We start from the raw sequence: 16,973 nt of genomic DNA, 5'->3' as shown, positions 1-16,973 counted from the left end.
CGACCGGGTACGACACCCGGACCCTGGCAGCTCGTCTTCCGGGAGACCGGACTGCCCGGCCTCCCGGTTCCCGAGCTGGGGCCGCTCGCCGCCGAGGATCCCCGTACCGGCCGGCATCGCTCCCGTTCTTCGGCCTGCCGCACGACGAGAACGAGGGGCTCGAAGAGCCGGGCGGCAGCCACGCGGTGTTCGAGCTGTACCGGGCGACCGAGACCGGCGCCGCCCAGAACCGGCCGCAGTTCGCCGTCCCGCTGGAGTGCCCGGTGCCGGCCGTCGGGGCGGCCGGGGTCAGTCCCCGGCCACCGGGTCCGGTTCGCCGATCGCGCGGGGGATCTGTTTCCGGGAGGTGATGCCGAGCTTGCGGAACACCTTGTTCAGATGGAACTCGACGGTCGAGGCGGTGACGAACAACCGCGTCGCGATCTCACCGTTGGTCAGCCCCGAGGCGGCCATGGAGGCCACCTGCCGTTCCCGCGGTGTGAGGTCGAACCGGGTGTCGACCGTACGTCTGCGTGCCGTCTCCCCGGTGGCCAGCAGCTCGATCCGGGCCCGCTCCGCGTACGGCACCGCACCGAAGGCGTCGAAGCTCTCGTAGGCGGCGCGCAACTGCTTCCTCGCATCGGCACGCCGCTTGCGGCGGCGCAGCCACTCGCCGAACAGCAGCCGGGCACGGGCCAGTTCCAGACCCAGCGGAGCCTGCCCCAGCAGGTCGACCGACTCCTGGTAGGACTTCTCGGCCTCGTCGCCGTCCGCCGTCAGTGCCCGGCCGAGGGCCAGGGCGCCCAGGGCCCAGGGCGTACCGGCGAGCGGGGCGCGTTCCTCCAGCCGGGACAGTGCGGCGAGGGTGACGGTCCGGTCTCCGGTACGCGCTCCGGCCTCGATGAGCAGCGGGAGAACGAGGTTGCCGCAGGCCGGGGGGTCGCCGTCGAAAACGGCCCGCGCGTGCCGCAGCGCCTGCCGGTAGCGGCCCTGTCCCAGCTCGAACAGGGTCAGCGCGTGCTGTGCCAGCAGCTGGAGCAGGCCGTGGCCCATACTCTTCATCTCCGCGGCCTGCCGCACCGCCGCCCGCAGTTCGGACTCCCGGCCGGTCAGGGCGAACAGGTGGAGCCGGTTGATGTCTCCGCCGCCGCGGAAGCCGGTGTCGGCCGCGATGTCGTCGAACTCGGCGTAGCGGACCTCCGCCTCCGTGAACCGTCCGTCCCAGAGGTCGCAGCGGGCCGCGACGAGCAGCGTGATGCTCAGCGCGTACAGTGCGCCGGCGTCGCGGTCCGCCGCCGCGAGGCGGTCGGTGAGTTCGCGCTCGGCCCGTACGTCCCAGAGGTCGTCGCAGGCCATGGAGAGCACCACCGCGAAGGGGCTGTTCGCGTCCCCGATCTCGGCGCCGTCCAGCAGCCGGTCCAGGGCGGTACGCAACATGGCCGCGCCGTGCGCGTAGCCCTCGGCCACGCGCCGGGCCAGACCCTCCACCAGTAGGTCACGGCCGTACGCGGCGGTGTCCGGGGCGTGCCGGGCGGCGACGACAGCCGCCGCGACCTCGGTCAACGGCGTGCCCTGCGGACAGCCGTCGGCGACCAGCGCGGCGTGCAGCGCCTCACGGAGCAGCTCCCAGGTCAGCCGGGGATCCCGCGGGCCGAGCCTGGTCACGGCGTCCATCAGCATCGCCGGGACGTCGGCGACGGCGATCTGGAACATCTGCGCGGTCGACCGTATCCGCAGCTCGCGCGTGCGCATCACCGGGCCGCGGATGCCGGCGCCGGCCAGGTCCAGCGCGATCCGCGCCGCCGCCGCGTCGCCGGACACCAGATGGGCCTGCGCCGCGTCGAGCAGCCGTTCGGCCCGCCTGTCCGGGTCGCCGGTGAAGTCGGCGGCGCGCGACAGGAAGCGGGCCTGCTGGGAGTGGCCGCCTCGGGAGCGGGCCCGCTCGGAGGCGGCCGCCAGGTCGTCGGCGATGTCGTCGTCCATGCCCTCGGCTGCCTCGGCCCGGTGCCAGGCGCGGCGGTCGGCGTCCCGGACGGGGTCGCAGGCGGCGGCCAGTGCCGCGTGCGCCCGGCGGCGCTCGCCGGGTTCGGCCGCGGCGTAGACCGTCGAGCGGATCAGGGGGTGCCGGAAGGCCGTCGGCGTGTCCCGGCCGAGGACTCCCGCGGCGACCGCCGGCTGGACGGCCCGGGCGGACAGTCCGAGCCGTCCGGCCGCCCGCCACATCAGTCCCGTGTCGTCCGAGGGGGCCGCCGCGAGCAGCAGCAACAGGGTTACGGTCTCGGGCGGCAGGGCCCGGACCCGGTGCTGGAAGTGGCTCTCGAGGAGCCGGCCCACCGGCAGCGGATCGGGCAGTGGGGCGATACCGGACAGTTGCCCGGCGGTCAGCGCCTCGGCCAGTTCCAGCAGCGCGAGCGGATTGCCGCCGGTACCGGCGACGATCCGGTCGGCCACCGCCGTGTCCACCCGCCGGGTGCCCGAGGAGATCAGGGCCTTGGCCTCCGGCTCCGGCAGGCCGGTCACGGAGTGCGCGCTCAGCGCGTCGAACAGGCCGTCGTCCTCGAGCCCGTCGCGGACGGCGATGATCAGGCCCAGGGAGTCGGCGTGCAGCCGGCGGGCGGCGAACGCGAGCGCCTCGGCCGACTCCCGGTCCAGCCACTGCGCGTCGTCCAGCAGGAACAGCAGCGGCTGGTCGGCGGCGGCCTCGGACAGCAGTGTCAGTGTCGCGAGGCCGACCAGATAGCGGTCGGCGGGCGGTCCCGGCACCAGGCCGAGGGCCGCGTCCAGCGCGGCACGTTGCGGCCCGGGCAGCCGGTCCGTCCGGTTCAGGAAGGGCCGTAGCAGGCGGTACAGCGCGCCGAAGCCGAGACCGGTCTCGGGCTGGGCGGCGGTCAGCCGGACCACACGGAGTTCGGCGGCCCGGGTCTCGGCGTACTCGAGGAGCCGGGTCTTACCGATCCCGGGTTCGCCGGTCAGGACCAGGACTCCGCTGAAGCCGTCGCGCACCGCGTCGAGGAGCCGCCCGACGGCTTCGCGTTCGGCGTGGCGTCCGACCATCTGCGGCCCGGTCGTGTGCCGGTCGCCGTTCCACACCATGGGACCGCTCCCCCGCTTGTCGATGCCCTGACATGGGGAACGTTAGGAACGCCGTGCCCGCGGAAGCGAGCGTCATGTGACGGTGGTGTGCCGGTCAGCGCAGTGCGCTGACCACCGTCCGCAGCTCGGCGCGCGAGGCCACGCCCAGCTTGGGGAAGATCCGGTGGAGATGCGAGCTGACGGTGCGGTGCGACAGATAGAGCCGCTGGCCTATCTCGCGGTTGGTCAGCCCGTCGGCGGCGAGCTGGACGATCTGCAGCTCGTGGGCGGTCAGCTGGTCCCGGGCGTCCGGGGCCCGGCGGCGGCTGGTCTCGCCCGCTGCGCGCAGTTCCCGGCGGGCCCGCTCCCCCCAGGGGATCACGCCGAGCGCGTCGAACATGTCGCGGGCGGCACGGAGGTGGTCGCGGGACTCGACGCTGCGCCGCCGGCGCCGGAGCCATTCGCCGTAGGCCAGGTGGGTGCGGGCCCTGATGAGCGGCCAGGCTCCGAGGTCGGCGCGCAACGCGTCCGCGAAGAGCGGGTCGGCTTCCTCGTCGGCGGCCAACAGCGCCCGGACCAGCCGCAGTTCGGCGTGCAGCACCGGCGCCGAGGTCACCGTGGCGACTTCCTCCAGCTCCGCCACGACCGGGAGCACGGCCTCCGTCCGCCCGCAGTGCGTCGCCGCGTCGACGAGGTCGTACACGGCCGTCAGCCGCAGGGCGACCTGGAACGCGGGATCCGCCGGATCGTGCAGCCGGCGGAAATGCCCGAAGGCCTCCTCGAAGCGCCCCGCGCCCAGCGCCGCCAGTCCGCGGGCCATCGAAGCGGTGGCCAGCACCGGACGCGCCCCGGCGGGCAGCCCGATCTCCTCCGCCTCCTCGGCCAGCCCCAGGGCGGAATCCACCTCACCGCGCAGCGCGGCCAGTTTGGCGGCGGTGGCGGTCATCAACGCGTACATCATCGTCTGGCTGGTTTCGCGCGCCAGTCTTCGCGACTCCTCGGTCGCGGCGATCGCCGCGCCGAGGTCGCCGACCACGAGCGCGCTCCACGCGTCCGCGCCGACCGTACGGGCCAGCAGCCCCAGGCGTCCCTGGGCACGCAGCGGTTCGGCGCCGGCCGCCGAGAACGCCCGCGCCAGGTCGAAGCCGCCGACGAGGAGGGAGGCGGTGCTGAGCATGCGGTAGGCGCGGCCGTCGTCGCCCTCCTTCAGGGCGACGCGCCGGGCCCGTTCCAGGACGAAGGTGCCGCGCTCGACCGGCGCGGCGTAGGCGCAGATGGCCAGCCGCCACGGATCGAGTTCGTCGAGTTCCAGCCGCTCGACGGCCTCCAGGACCGTACGGCGGCCCTCCGGGCCCGGGTCGGACCAGAAGCACAACTGCGCGGCGCTCCACAGGATCCGCAGCGCCAGCGCACGGTCCTGAGCGGCCATCTCCTCGGCAAGAGCGGTCAGGGAGTTGGCGCCCGACGCATGGCTGTGCAGTCCCTCGTCGAAGCTGCCGCGGAGCCAGACGACCGTGGCGTGCTGACGTCGTGACAGTGGATTGGTGAGCGCCTGGTCCAGCAGCCGGGTCACGGTCTCGGGCCGGCCGAGCTCCACGGCGAAGTCGGCGGCGCGCAGCAGCCGTTCCACTCGGCGGTCGGTGTCCTCGCTGAGCGCGGCGGCCTGTTCGAGGACCGTGACGGCCGCCGCGATGCCACCACGGCGGGCGGCCCGGTGCGCGGCGTCCTCCAGCGCGGCGGCGACCGTCTCCTCCGGTTCGTCGGCCGCGGCGGCCCGGTGCCGCAGCTGGCGGTCCGGGTCTTCCCAGAGCACGGCGGCGAGGGCCGCGTGTGCGGCGTGGCGGGCGCCGGTGGGCATGGTCTGGTGGATCGCCGACCGCATCAGCGGGTGCCCGAACCGCAGTTCGCCGCCGACGACATGGACGAGGCGGGCGCGGACGGCCGGCTCGAGTTCCGGGGCTCCGGCCGTCGCGCCGGTGAACAGCCGGGTCGCGCGGTAGATCTCGGGGAGCGACGGGCTGTCGTCGAGGGCGGCGATCCGCAGCAGGCTCCGGGTGATGTCGGGCAGGGTCTCCAGGCGGTCGGTGAAGGCCCGCTCCAGCCGCTCGGTGAGCGGCAGTTGGGACATGTACGGATCGGCCGACGCCCCGAGGGAACGGGAGAGCTCGGTCAGGGCCAGGGGGTTGCCGGCGGCTTCGGCGAGCAGTCGGCGGTGCGCGGTAGGCCGCAGGTCCGGGGCCTGGTCCGCCAGGATCTCCGCGGCCTGGCCGTCGGTGAGCGGGCCCAGGGGCACGGAGGTGAGTTCGTCGGAGTTCAGGCGCGAGCGGTAGCCGTCGCGTGCGGCTCCCACGATGACCACCGGCTCGGTGCCGACTCGGCGTGCCACGAAGGCCAGGACGCTGGCGGTGGCGTCGTCGAGCCACTGGACGTCGTCGACCAGGACCAGGACCGGCGCGACCGCGGCCGCGTCGGCCAGCAGGTTGAGGACCGCCAGACCGACCAGGAAGACGTCGGGGACGCCGGCCCCGGCGAGTCCGAGAGCGGTGTCCAGGGCCTGCCGGTGCGGGGTGGCGAGGTCAGCGGCTCCCGCGGCAAGGGGGCGCAGCACGAGCTGCAGACCGGCATAGGGGACGTCGCTCTCGGCCTCCACACCGCTGGTGCGCAGGACCCGGTGACCGAGCCCCTCGGCGAGGGCGGCGGTCTCGGCGAGCAACGCCGTCTTCCCGATGCCGGGGGCCCCGCGGACCAGCACCGCGCTCCCGTGGCTCCGCGGCTCGGCCAGCAGCCGGCGCAACAGATCCAGCTGATCGTCCCGACCGATGAGCTCCACATTCCCCCCATCAGCCGGGTCTCCGGACTCGGTCTGCCTGGAAGGTCAGGGTACTGTGCCGCGGCCGACACCTCCGAGCACGGCGAGATCAGGTGGCAGCGCGCCACGCCTCCGTGAACTCCCCTACGCCCGCGAACCGTTCGGCCGGATCGGCACGGGTCGCCCTTTCCAGTACGGCGAGTTGACCCGCCGTACCGCGCCAGGCCCGCCGCTCGCCACCGTCGAGGAGGACATGGGCGCTACGGCCGAGGGCGTAGACCGTCGTACGGATGTCGATGACGGAACCCCGGTACCACTCCTCGGGGGCCATGAAGCGGGCCGAGCCCGGGAGGCGGTCCTGGTCGAGGACGAAGGGGCCGGGGCGGTACTCGTCGAGGTCGATGAGGTGAAGCACATCGCCCCCGAAGTCGTACAGGAACGCCCCGTCGTAGAGATCCACCGCCACCATGCCCGCCGCTTCCACCGCGAGATGCGCGTCCAGGACCCGGTCGACCGCGCGCAGCACGGAGGCGAGGGGCAGGGCCCGGAAGCGGGCGAGGGCGGGACCGTACAGGGACTCCCCGTGACGCCAGGGCATGACGACCGCCGTACGGCCGCCATCCGCCACGGCGATCCGGTGCAACTGCGGGACGACCACCGGGTGCCGCACGGCCTGGTGGAAGACCCAGGCACGGTCAAGTGAGGCCTGGGCCGCGACGGTTGCGGCCTCCTTCACGAACCAGCGCTCGCCGTCCGGGAGTTGGACGCCGTAGGAGACACAGCCGGAGTCCTGTTCGCGGAAGGTGCGGAAGACCTCGCCCACCGTGCGGAGGTAGGGCTCGGTCTCGGGGATCTCGTCGACGGCCAGGAGGGGATGGGAAGTCACGGCGGTCAGCTTCTCGGACGTGGAGGTCGCCGAGGAGTCTTTTCCGCGGGGTGAGGCGCGCTGATTCCCGTAGCGTGGGCGGCATGGACATGGTGCGACAGGTGATCGTGTTCGACGCGGCGGACCTGCGCGCGGAGAGCGCGTTCTGGGCCGGCGTTCTGGGCGGGCACGTCTTCGAGGACGACGACTGGCACAGCGTCATCGACGCCGCGGGACAGTGGCGGATCGGCGTGCAACTGGCACCGGACCATGTTCCGCCCGACTGGCCTCATGGAACCCCCCAGCAAGTGCATCTCGATCTCCACGTCGACGACCCGCGGGCGGCGCACGAAGAGGCGCTCGCCCTCGGCGCCCGGCTGCTCCGGCCGGCTCCCGACCTCGACGCCGCCGAGGGGCACCAGGTGTACGCGGATCCGGCCGGGCATCCGTTCTGCATCGGCTGGGGACACCCGTCCCGGGAGGCGCTCGCGGCATTCGTCGCCGACCGCGCCGCACCCGTGGGGCTGGGTCGGGAAGCCGCACAGCCCAGTTGATCGCCGCGTATTGTCACGGTATGAGCCGGGTTCGTCACCAACGGTCGGCACTGCGCGCGGAAACCTCGCGCGCGTCCCCCGGACACCTGGTGACCGCGGCCCTCACGACGACGCGCGCGTCACCAACTCCGTTGCCAGTACCGCGTGTTGCCGCTCCAGGTCGCGGGGCGCCGATGGACGGCGGTCGGCGATCTCGGCGAGCAGCAAGTCGATCATCGCGCGGCCCATCTCTTCGATGGGCTGGCGGACGCTGGTCAGGGGCGGGTCCATGTGGCGGGCGATCGCCGAGTCGTCGTAACCGACGAGGGCCACGTCCTCCGGAATGCGCAGGCCCTCCTCGCGGAGCACCTGGCGGGCACCGGCCGCCATGACGTCCGAGCCGGCGAAGACCGCGTCGACATCGGGGCGTCGGGCGAGCAGTTCCTTCATCGCGCGTCGGCCGCCCTCCTCGGTGAAGTCGCCCGGCTGGATGAGGTGTTCGTCCACCTCGTGGCCCGCGTCGAGCAGTGCCTCGCGGTAGCCGTCGACGCGGCGCTGGGCACCGTAGACGTCGAGGCGGCCGGTGATGTGGGCGATGCGGGTGCGGCCGCGGGACAGCAGGTGCTCCACGGCCGAGCGCCCGCCACCGTAGTTGTCGGAGTCGACCGACGTCAGGGGCTCGCCGGCCGACCGGGGGCCGCTGATCACCGCCGGGATCTCCAACTCGGCCAGCAGGTCCGGCAGCGGGTCGTCCGCGTGGACCGAGACGAGCAGGACGCCGTCCACGCGGTGCGCGGCCAGGTACTGGGCGAGGCGCTGCCGCTCCCGGTCACTGCCCGCGAAGATGAGCAGGAGCTGCATCTCCGTGTCCGACAGCTGGGTGCCGACGCCCTTGAGCATGTCGGAGAAGTACGGTTCCGCGAAGAAGCGGGTCTCCGGCTCGGGGACGACGAGGGCGATCGCGTCCGTGCGGTTGGCGGCCAGCGCCCGGGCCGCCGTGTTCGGGACGTAGTCGAGTTCCGCGACCGCCGCCTCGACGGCGGCACGGGTCGCGTCGCTGACCCTGGGCGAGCCGTTGATCACCCGGGAGACCGTGCCGCGGCCCACACCGGCACGGGCGGCGACCTCCTCCAGGGTCGGCCGTCTGCCGCCCCGGTTCCGCCCACCGCTGACCGCCATGGTCGCCGCCTTCCGTTCGCAGCTTTCAGGCCAGGAATGTAACAGCCCAGCCCCGGACGCCCCGCCTCCATCGTGCCTCGTCGGCCGGGGGCCTCGCCCGCCGAGCCGCGGAACGGCAGGGCGGAACACGGCCGGCGTCCGGGCGGCGCCTCTCAGACCGGGCGGCCGGGCCTCACCCGTCCTCGCCGACGGTCGGCAGCGCGTTCCCCCGGATCACCTCGGCGTACCAGTGGGCGCTCGCCTTGGGGATGCGGCGCTGCGTGGAGTAGTCGACGTAGACGGCGCCGAAACGCTTCGAATAGCCGTAGGACCATTCGAAGTTGTCGAGGAGGGACCAGAGGAAGTAGCCGCGGACATCCGCTCCGTCGGCGACCGCCCGGCGAACGGCGTCCAGGTGGGCGTGGAGGTAGGCGATCCGCTGCGGGTCGTTGACCAGGCCCTCGGGGGAGACGTAGTCGTCGAACGCCGCGCCGTTCTCCGTGACCATCAGCGGCAGCCCGGGGTGCGACGCGGCCAGGTCGGTCAGGAGGGTGTGCAGGCCGCTCGGGTCGATCGCCCAGTTCATCGCCGTCAGCTGGTCGTTGGCGAGGTGGAAGTCCACGTTCTCGGAGCCGGTCCACGGAGAGTGGTCGCTCGCGCCGTGGCCGTCGTTCTTGGTGACACCGGAGCCGTCGCCCGCCGAGACGACGGTCGGCGCGTAGTAGTTGACGCCGAGCACATCGATGGGCCGGGAGATCTCGGCGAGGTCGCCGTCCCGCACCAGCTCCGTCCAGTCGACGAGGTGCGCGGTGTCGGCGAGCAGGTCCTCGGGGTAGGCGCCGTCCAGGACCGGCCCGGTGAAGATCCTGTTGCCGACCGCGTCGATCCGGCGGGCGGCCTCCGTGTCCTCGGCGCTGCCGGTGAGCGGGCGCACCTGGTGCAGGTTGAGGGTGAGGGAGGTCTGCGCGGACGTCGGCAGGACCTCGCGCAGCGCCCCGACCGCCTGGCCGTGGCCCAGGTTGAGGTGGTGGGCGGCGCGCAGGGTGGCCGCCGGGTCGGTGCGACCGGGGGCGTGCACACCGGAGCCGTAGCCCAGGAAGGCGCTGCACCAGGGTTCGTTGAGGGTGGTCCACAGGCCGACGCGGTCCCCGAGGGCCCGGCCCATGATCCCGGCGTAGTCGGCGAAGCGGTGCGCGGTGTCGCGCTGCGGCCAGCCGCCCGCGTCCTCCAACTCCTGTGGCAGGTCCCAGTGGTAGAGGGTGGCGACGGGGGTGATGCCCGCCGCGAGCAGTTCGTCGGTGAGCTTGCGGTAGAAGTCGAGACCCCGCTCCACGGCCGGTCCGCGGCCGGTGGGCTGCACCCGGGACCAGGAGATCGAGAACCGGTACGCCTTCAGGCCGAGGTCCTTCATCAGCGCCACGTCGTCGCGGTAGCGGTGGTAGTGGTCGGCGGCGATGTCGCCGGTGTCGCCGTTGCGCACCTTCCCCGGCGTGTGGCTGAAGGTGTCCCAGATGGAGGGGGTCCGGCCGTCCTCGGCGGCGGCGCCCTCCACCTGGTAGGCGGCGGTGGCGGCACCCCAGACGAAGCCCGGGGGGAAGGAGGTGGCGGAGGCCGACGCGGCCTTGGTCTCATGTCGTACGGCAGTCATGTGAGCGCTCCCGGAGCTGAGTGAGGAAACGCCGGACGGCGATCCGGCGGTGAGGGGAAGCGGACGGGGGCACGACGACGGGCGCCCGGCCGGGTACGGCCCGCAGCGGGCCGTACAGGACGGTGAACGGAGATTGCGCGACCGGCGGCCGCGGCCGGCGTCAGCCCTTGACGGCGCCCGCCATGATGCCTCCGATGATCTGCTTGCCGAAGATCACGAACACCAGCAGCAGCGGCAGGGTGCTGATCAGCGCTCCGGCCATGACAATGCTCTGGTCGGGGGTGTAGGAGGCGCTGAGCTGGCCGAGCGCCACCTGGATGGTGGGGTTGTCCTGGTTCAGGGCGAGGAAGGGCCAGAAGAAGTCGTTCCACGCCTGCACGAAGGTGAGCATCCCGAGCACCATCATCGCGGGCCTCGCGGCGGGCAGGACCACGTTCCAGACGATGCGGATGTTGCTCGCCCCGTCCACCTTGGCGGCCTCGATGAGTTCGTAGGGCAGGGCCTCCGACAGGTACTGGCGCATGAAGAAGACACCGAAGGCGCCGACGAGGGTCGGGAAGATCACCGACTCCAGCTTTCCGCCCCAGCCGATGTCCGCCATCATCATGAACAGCGGTACGACGCTGAGTTGGGGCGGGATCGTCAGGGTGGCGATGACCGCGGTCATCAGGACGCTGCGGCCGCGGAAACGCATCTTGGAGAAGGCGTAGCCGGCGAGGGTGCAGAAGAACAGCGTGGCGGCGGTGATGCAGCCCGCCACGATCACGGTGTTGACGATCGCCTTCCCCAAGTGGGCCTGTTCCCAGGCCGATTGGAGGTTGCTCCACAGCCGGCCGCCCGGCAGGAACGGCGGCGGGCTGTCGAGGACCCGCTGCTGGTCGTGCGAGGCGGCCACCAGCGTCCAGTACAGCGGGAAGATCGAGAACAGGCCTACGACGATCAGGGTGGCGTAGGTGAACGGGCCGCCCTTGAGCTGCTGGCCGGCGCCGATCTTGAAGCGTCGGCGGCCCTTGCCCGGGGTGACGGAAAGGGGTGCCGGGTCGAGGTCCGGCGCGGTCTTGGTGGGGCTGGTCGTGGTCATCGATATCGCTCCCGTCAGGCCGCGCTGTTGCGCACGAACCGGCCGACGATCCAGTTGATCAGGGCAATGAGCAGGAGCAGGACGAGCATGGCCCAGGCCACGGCCGCCGCCGGGCCCAAGTGCCCCAGCTTCCAGCCGTAGTTGAAGAGATAGATACTGAGCGTCTCGTACTGGTGCTCGCTGCCCCCGGTGGAGCCGAGCGTGCCGCCCTGCAGCAGCAGCGGCTCACCGAACAGCTGCATGGAACCGATGGTCGAGATGACGATGGTGAACAGGATCGTCGGCCGCAGCGAGGGAACGGTCACCTTGCGGAACTGCTGCCAGCGCGTCGCGCCGTCGATCGAGGCCGCTTCGTACAGGTCGGCGGGCACGGCCTGCATGGCCGCCAGGTAGATCAGGGTGTTGTAGCCGGTCCAGCGCCAGATCACGATGACCGAGATGGCGATCTTGGACGTCCACTCCCCGTTGCCCCAGTCGGTGTTGCCGATACCGACGAAGTGCAGCACCCAGTTGAGGAGACCTCCGTCGGCCCGGAAGACCAGGGCGAAGACGAGGGCCGCGGTCGCCACCGAGGTGGCGTACGGGGTGAGGATCACCGTCCGCCAGACCGTGCTGGCGCGCAGCTTGTAGTTGAGCAGATGAGCCAGGCCCAGGGCCATCAGGAGCTGCGGAACGGTCGAAATGACGCCGATGACAAAGGTGTTGGTGACGGCGGTCCAGAACTCGGAGTCCTGGAGGATCGTGGCGAAGTTGTGCCAGCCGACCCACTCGGACTGGTTCAGGCTCGTCATCTCCACCCGGTGCAGGGCTATCCAGCCCGTGTACAGCATCGGGTAGAGGCCGAAGGCACCGAAGATGAGGAAGAAGGGGGCGATGTACGCGTACGGCGACGCCTTGTCGTCGAAGCGCCACAGCCGGGTGCGCCACACGCTGGGCGGGTTCGACACGGTGCCGGAGCCGCCGGGTGGCGGGGCGGGGGCACCCCGTGTGGGGGTCGTGGTTGCCACGGAGGAAGTCCTTCCCTGGATCTCGGCCGGGGTACGGGCGGGGCGAGGGCCGGAGATCCGGCCTGGGGGCACGTCGTCGAACTCGGGTCGCCGGTCCCGGCGGACACGGTGCGGCGGTGTCCGGTGAGTGTGCGCCGAACACCGCTGAAAGGACCGGCACTTGACGACCGGGGCCGGTGCGGGGCACCGAGGCCGTCCGGGCCCCGCGCCTACGGCAGGAGCCGCCGCACGGTCCCACGCACGTGACGCGGTGCGGGCGCCCGCCGGGTCGCCCGCACCGCGGCCTGTGTCAGCCGATGACCTTGTCGATCGACTCGGTCGCGGCCTTCCACGCCTTGGCGGGCGCGGTGCCCCGCTGCTCCATGTTGTTGATCTGCGTGGAGATCGTGTCCTTGATCGTGCCGTCCTTCGCGCCGAGCACCGCCTCGGGGATGGCCTTCGCCTCGTCGGCGTAGATCTGGCCGATCGGGGCGTTGTTGAAGTACGGCAGGGTCGCGTTCTTCACGCTGGCGAGTTCGTAGGCGCCCTTGTTCGACGGGAAGACACCGATCGCCTTGAACACGGAGGCCTGCTGCTCGGGAGCGGTCAGCCACTTGACCAGGTCGGTGGCTTCCTTGACGTGCTTGCCGCTCTTGGGCACGGCCAGGAAGGAGCCGCCCCAGTTGGCCGCGCTGGTGCCGGGTGCACGGGCGATGTCCCACTTGCCCTTGTAGGCGTCACCGGCGTTGGTGGAGATCTGGCCGGCCATCCAGGCGGGGCACGCCACGGTGGCCACGGTGCCCTTGCGCAGCGCCGCCGTCCAGGCGTCGGTGAACTGGGGCAGACCCTCGGTCAGCTTCTTGGACGCGGCTTCCGCCGCCAGGTTCCAGCCCTGCTGCACTGCGGGGCTGTTCTTGTAGACCGCCTTGCCGGAGGCGTCGTAGTACTGCTGCGCGGAGGAACCCACGACCGCGTTGTACATGGCGCTCGCGGAGTCCATGAAGTACGTGCCCTTGGGGGCCTTCGCCTTGAACTTCTCGCCGAGCTTGAGGTAGTCCTCCCAGCCGCCCGCGACGGCCTTGGCGACGGAGTCGCGGTCGCTCGCCAGGCCCGCCGCCTTGAAGAGGTCCGAGCGGTAGCACAGGGACATCGGGCCGATGTCGGTGCCGGCACCGATGACCGAACCGTCCGACGCGGTGGCCTGCTTCTCCTTCCAGGAGACCCAGTCGCTCACGTTGATCGTCTTGCTCAGGTCGGCGAACTTGGCCGCCTGGGTGTCGACGACCTCCTTGATGCGGCCGACCTCGATGCCCGTGACATCGCCCAGGCCACTGCCCGTGTTCAGCTGCTGAAGAAGCTTCGGGTAGTAGTCCTGCTCGTTGGCGGTGGTGTTCTCCTTGACCGTGATGTTCGGGTGCAGCTTGTGGTACTGGGCGAACAGGCCGGCTTCCTTGTAGCCGAACTGCCCGAAGTCGTCCACCGTGAGAGTGATGTTCCCGTTCGAGTCCTTGGCGTCCGAGGAGCTGTCGTCGCTGCTGCAGCCGGTCAGCAGCAGGGCGGAGGCCGTCAGGACCGTCGTGGTCACGGCCGCCACTCTGCGGCCGCGGCCGCCGGCGGTACGGGTGATGCTCATTCCACTACTCCTTGTTCCAGTGGGGAACGGGATCTCAGGAATCGGACCGCCGAGGCTCGACGATCCGGACCTGCCCTCTCGTTTCGAGCAGCGGCCAGCCCACAGCACTGGTCGTGCGACGAAAAGGTGCTGGTCAACGGTGTGCCATGCGAGATAGAGGGACGGGCCGTTGGTGGTTCGGTCCACACGGGAGGAAGTCCCCGAGATTCCGTGGGACCGCTCCCACGCGGCATGCCGGAAGACTCCTTCGTGCCGGGCCGGGTGTCAAGACTTGAAAACGGCGTTGTTGCGCAAGCGTGTTCAGCACGTCACGGGAACGTGTCGCTCCACGAGCCGTCATCGGCCGGACACGGAGCGGTCCCGCGCAGAATTCCCGCAGGTCGCCCAGGGGTCCACCGCGCGGACGGGGAGCCAGGGACGTCCGTCCGGGCCGTCGCGCAAATTTCTGGGCCAGAATGAGGCCGAACCCCACTGATCGCCGGAAGGTGAACGATGAGCTCTGCCGAGCAGCCACCTCCGCGCGCGGAGGTCCGGCGCCCGACCCTCAACGCCGTGGCCGCGCTCGCCGGCGTCGGCCGCGGCACGGTCTCCCGGGTCATCAACGGCTCCCCGAAAGTGAGCGCCCCCACCCGGGCGGCCGTGGAGCAGGCGATCGCCGAACTCGGCTACGTCCCCAACCCGGCCGCCCGTTCGCTGGCCAGCCGCCGCACCGACTCGGTCGCCGTGGTCGTCCCCGAGGGCGAGGCCCGGCTCTTCTCCGAGCCCTACTTCTCGGAGATCATCCGCGGCGTCTCCGCCGAACTCTCGGCCGCCGGGATGCAGTTGCTGCTGGTCCTGGTGCCGGACGAGAAGGAGTACGCACGGCTCGCCACGTACCTGTCCGCGCATCGGGTGGACGGCGTGCTGATGCTCTCGGTCCACAGCGGCGACACGCTCCCCGACCGCCTTCACGAACTCGCCGTACCGACCGTGCTCGCCGGCCGGCGCGGCCCCGGGGAGCCGCTCGGGCATGTCCGCGCGGACAACAGCGGCGGCGCCAGAATCGCGGTCGAGCACCTGCTGGCCGAAGGACGCCGGACCATCGGCACCATCACGGGCCCGCTGGACATGGACGCCGCCCGGGCTCGACTCGACGGCTACCGCGAGGCGTTGGAGCACGTGGGCATGACCGTCGACGATGACCTGATCGCGTACGGCGACTTCCGGGAGGAGGGCGGACGCGCGGCCATGCGGGAGTTGCTGCGCCGACGGCCCGGTCTCGACGCGGTCTTCGCCGCCTCCGACGTGATGGCGTCGGGCGCCATGCTGGAACTGCGCGCATCGGGCCTGCGGGTGCCCCACGACGTCGCCGTCGTCGGTTTCGACGACTCGATCGTGGCCCGGCACACAGATCCCCCGCTGACCAGCGTCCGCCAGCCGCTGGAGGAGATGGGCCGGACCATGGCGCACCTCCTGCTGCACGAGATCGCCCACCGCGACGGCGATCACCGCGGAGTGGTCCTGCCGACGCGGTTGGTGGTGCGGGAGTCCGCGTGAGCGGGGTACCGGCAGCACCCGAGTGGGTCGAAGTACGGAAAGGGCCGGACACCCTTTGTGCATGGGAGCGCTCCCATGCATAATGGTCGCCACCCGACCCCATGGGAGCGATTCCATGTCCGACCTGACGACCGTGGCCTTCCCTCCCGCCTTCCTCTGGGGCGCCGCGACCTCCGCGTACCAGATCGAGGGGGCGGTGCGGGAGGACGGCCGTACGCCCTCGATCTGGGACACCTTCAGTCATACGCCGGGCCGTACGGCCGCTGGTGAGCACGGTGACATCGCTGTCGACCACTACCACCGCTACCGCGACGACGTGGCGCTGATGGCGGACCTGGGCCTCACGGCGTACCGCTTCTCGGTCTCCTGGTCACGGGTGCAGCCGACCGGCCGGGGCCCGGCGGTCCAGGTGGGCCTGGACTTCTACCGCCGCCTGGTCGACGAGCTGCTGGCGGTCGGCATCAAGCCGGCCCTCACCCTCTACCACTGGGACCTGCCGCAGGAGTTGGAGGACGCGGGCGGCTGGCCGGAGCGCGACACGGCGTACCGCTTCGCCGAGTACGCGCAGATCGTGGGCGAGGCGCTGGGCGACCGCGTGGAGCAGTGGATCACGCTCAACGAGCCGTGGTGCAGCGCGTTTCTGGGCTACGGCTCGGGGGTGCACGCGCCGGGCCGCACGGACGCGGCGGCGTCGCTTCGAGCGGCCCACCACCTGAACTTGGCGCACGGGCTGGCCACTTCAGCCCTGCGGTCCGCGATCCCGGCCCGGAACTCGATCGCGGTGAGCCTCAACTCATCGGTGGTCAGGCCCGCTTCGCAGTCACCGGCGGACCTGGCGGCGGCCCGGAAGATCGACGACCTGGCCAACGGGGTGTTCCACGGTCCGATGCTGCACGGCGCGTATCCGCAGTCATTGTTCGAGGCGACGAGGTCGATCACGGACTGGTCGTACCTCCTCGACCACGACCTGACGCTGATTCACCAGCCGCTGGACGCACTGGGGTTGAACTACTACACGCCGACGCTGGTGGAGGCGGCGGCCTCTGTTTCGGCGGGTCCGCGCGCCGACGGCCATGGCGTGAGTGCGTACTCCCCTTGGCCGGGCGCGGACGATGTCGCGTTCCTCCAAACCCCGGGCGAGCGCACGGAGATGGGCTGGACGATCGACCCGACGGGCCTGTACGACCTGATCATGCGCTACACGAGGGAGGCCCCGGGCCTGCCGCTGTACGTGACCGAGAACGGCGCGGCGTACGACGACAAGCCGGACCCCGAGGGGCGCGTGCACGACCCGGAACGGATCGCGTACCTCCACGGCCACCTGTCGGCCGTACGGCGGGCCATCGCGGACGGGGCGGACGTGCGGGGCTACTACCTGTGGTCGCTCATGGACAACTTCGAGTGGGCGTACGGGTACCAGAAGCGGTTCGGCGCGGTGTACGTCGACTACGCGACGCTGGCCCGCACCCCGAAGTCGAGCGCGCGGTGGTACGGGGAGGCGGCGCGGACGGGCGTACTGCCGACGGTGGGGGAAGCCTGACCGACGGGGGACTCCGGGGGACGGGGGGGGGGGGGGGGCCGGGGGGGGGGCGCCCCCCGGGGGGGGGGGGGGGGGTGGGAGAAAGAGAGGGGGGGGGCCCCCAAGGGGGGTGGGGGAGGCTCCCGGCCGAGTG

General features: G+C 71.8%; 11 protein-coding genes. 3 read left to right on the top strand and 8 right to left on the bottom strand.

The window, feature by feature from the left end:
- Window positions 1-288: 288 nt before the first annotated feature.
- From ACFXC1_RS32480 to ACFXC1_RS32470, 3 genes are all read right to left on the bottom strand, one after another.
- Complete coding sequence (locus ACFXC1_RS32480) at window positions 289-3,072, bottom strand: AAA family ATPase (RefSeq protein ID WP_381249375.1); 2,784 nt, start codon at window positions 3,070-3,072, stop codon at window positions 289-291.
- Between the two features lie 94 nt (window positions 3,073-3,166).
- Window positions 3,167-5,881: an ATP-binding protein gene (locus tag ACFXC1_RS32475; protein ID WP_381249372.1), complete on the bottom strand. Its 2,715-nt coding sequence runs from the start codon at window positions 5,879-5,881 to the stop codon at window positions 3,167-3,169.
- 88 nt (window positions 5,882-5,969) lie between these two features.
- Window positions 5,970-6,746: a protein kinase family protein gene (locus tag ACFXC1_RS32470; protein WP_381249369.1), complete on the bottom strand. Its 777-nt coding sequence runs from the start codon at window positions 6,744-6,746 to the stop codon at window positions 5,970-5,972.
- An 83-nt stretch (window positions 6,747-6,829) separates the two neighbouring features.
- Here ACFXC1_RS32470 and ACFXC1_RS32465 point away from each other — a divergent pair, with 83 nt between their 5' ends.
- Window positions 6,830-7,279, top strand: a complete 450-nt coding sequence (locus tag ACFXC1_RS32465; RefSeq protein ID WP_381249366.1) for a VOC family protein — start codon at window positions 6,830-6,832, stop codon at window positions 7,277-7,279.
- A 102-nt stretch (window positions 7,280-7,381) separates the two neighbouring features.
- Here the strand turns inward: ACFXC1_RS32465 and ACFXC1_RS32460 are convergent, their stop codons facing one another.
- From ACFXC1_RS32460 to ACFXC1_RS32440, 5 genes are all read right to left on the bottom strand, one after another.
- Window positions 7,382-8,437, bottom strand: a complete 1,056-nt coding sequence (locus ACFXC1_RS32460; protein ID WP_381249364.1) for a LacI family DNA-binding transcriptional regulator — start codon at window positions 8,435-8,437, stop codon at window positions 7,382-7,384.
- A gap of 172 nt (window positions 8,438-8,609) precedes the next feature.
- Window positions 8,610-10,064 carry a GH1 family beta-glucosidase gene (locus ACFXC1_RS32455; protein WP_381249361.1) on the bottom strand — a complete coding sequence of 485 codons (1,455 nt, stop codon included), beginning with the start codon at window positions 10,062-10,064 and terminating at the stop codon, window positions 8,610-8,612.
- 160 nt (window positions 10,065-10,224) lie between these two features.
- Entirely contained in the window at window positions 10,225-11,145 is a 921-nt protein-coding gene (locus ACFXC1_RS32450; RefSeq protein WP_381249359.1) for a carbohydrate ABC transporter permease, read from the bottom strand.
- A gap of 14 nt (window positions 11,146-11,159) precedes the next feature.
- A complete protein-coding gene (locus ACFXC1_RS32445; RefSeq protein WP_381249356.1) occupies window positions 11,160-12,152 on the bottom strand; it encodes a carbohydrate ABC transporter permease in 993 nt (330 codons plus the stop codon).
- A 289-nt stretch (window positions 12,153-12,441) separates the two neighbouring features.
- A complete protein-coding gene (locus ACFXC1_RS32440) occupies window positions 12,442-13,764 on the bottom strand; it encodes an ABC transporter substrate-binding protein (protein WP_381249353.1) in 1,323 nt (440 codons plus the stop codon).
- A 492-nt stretch (window positions 13,765-14,256) separates the two neighbouring features.
- Here ACFXC1_RS32440 and ACFXC1_RS32435 point away from each other — a divergent pair, with 492 nt between their 5' ends.
- Both ACFXC1_RS32435 and ACFXC1_RS32430 read left to right on the top strand, forming a co-directional pair.
- A complete protein-coding gene (locus ACFXC1_RS32435; RefSeq protein WP_381249350.1) occupies window positions 14,257-15,300 on the top strand; it encodes a LacI family DNA-binding transcriptional regulator in 1,044 nt (347 codons plus the stop codon).
- Between the two features lie 115 nt (window positions 15,301-15,415).
- On the top strand, window positions 15,416-16,840 hold the full coding sequence (locus ACFXC1_RS32430; RefSeq protein WP_381249347.1) for a GH1 family beta-glucosidase: 1,425 nt from the start codon (window positions 15,416-15,418) through the stop codon (window positions 16,838-16,840).
- The last annotated feature ends 133 nt before the right edge of the window (window positions 16,841-16,973 follow it).

This window comes from Streptomyces hokutonensis (assembly GCF_042751305.1).
Lineage (GTDB): Bacteria > Actinomycetota > Actinomycetes > Streptomycetales > Streptomycetaceae > Streptomyces > Streptomyces hokutonensis_A.
Note: the sequence above shows the minus strand (reverse complement) of the source record. Positions and strands in the feature narration are given on the sequence as shown.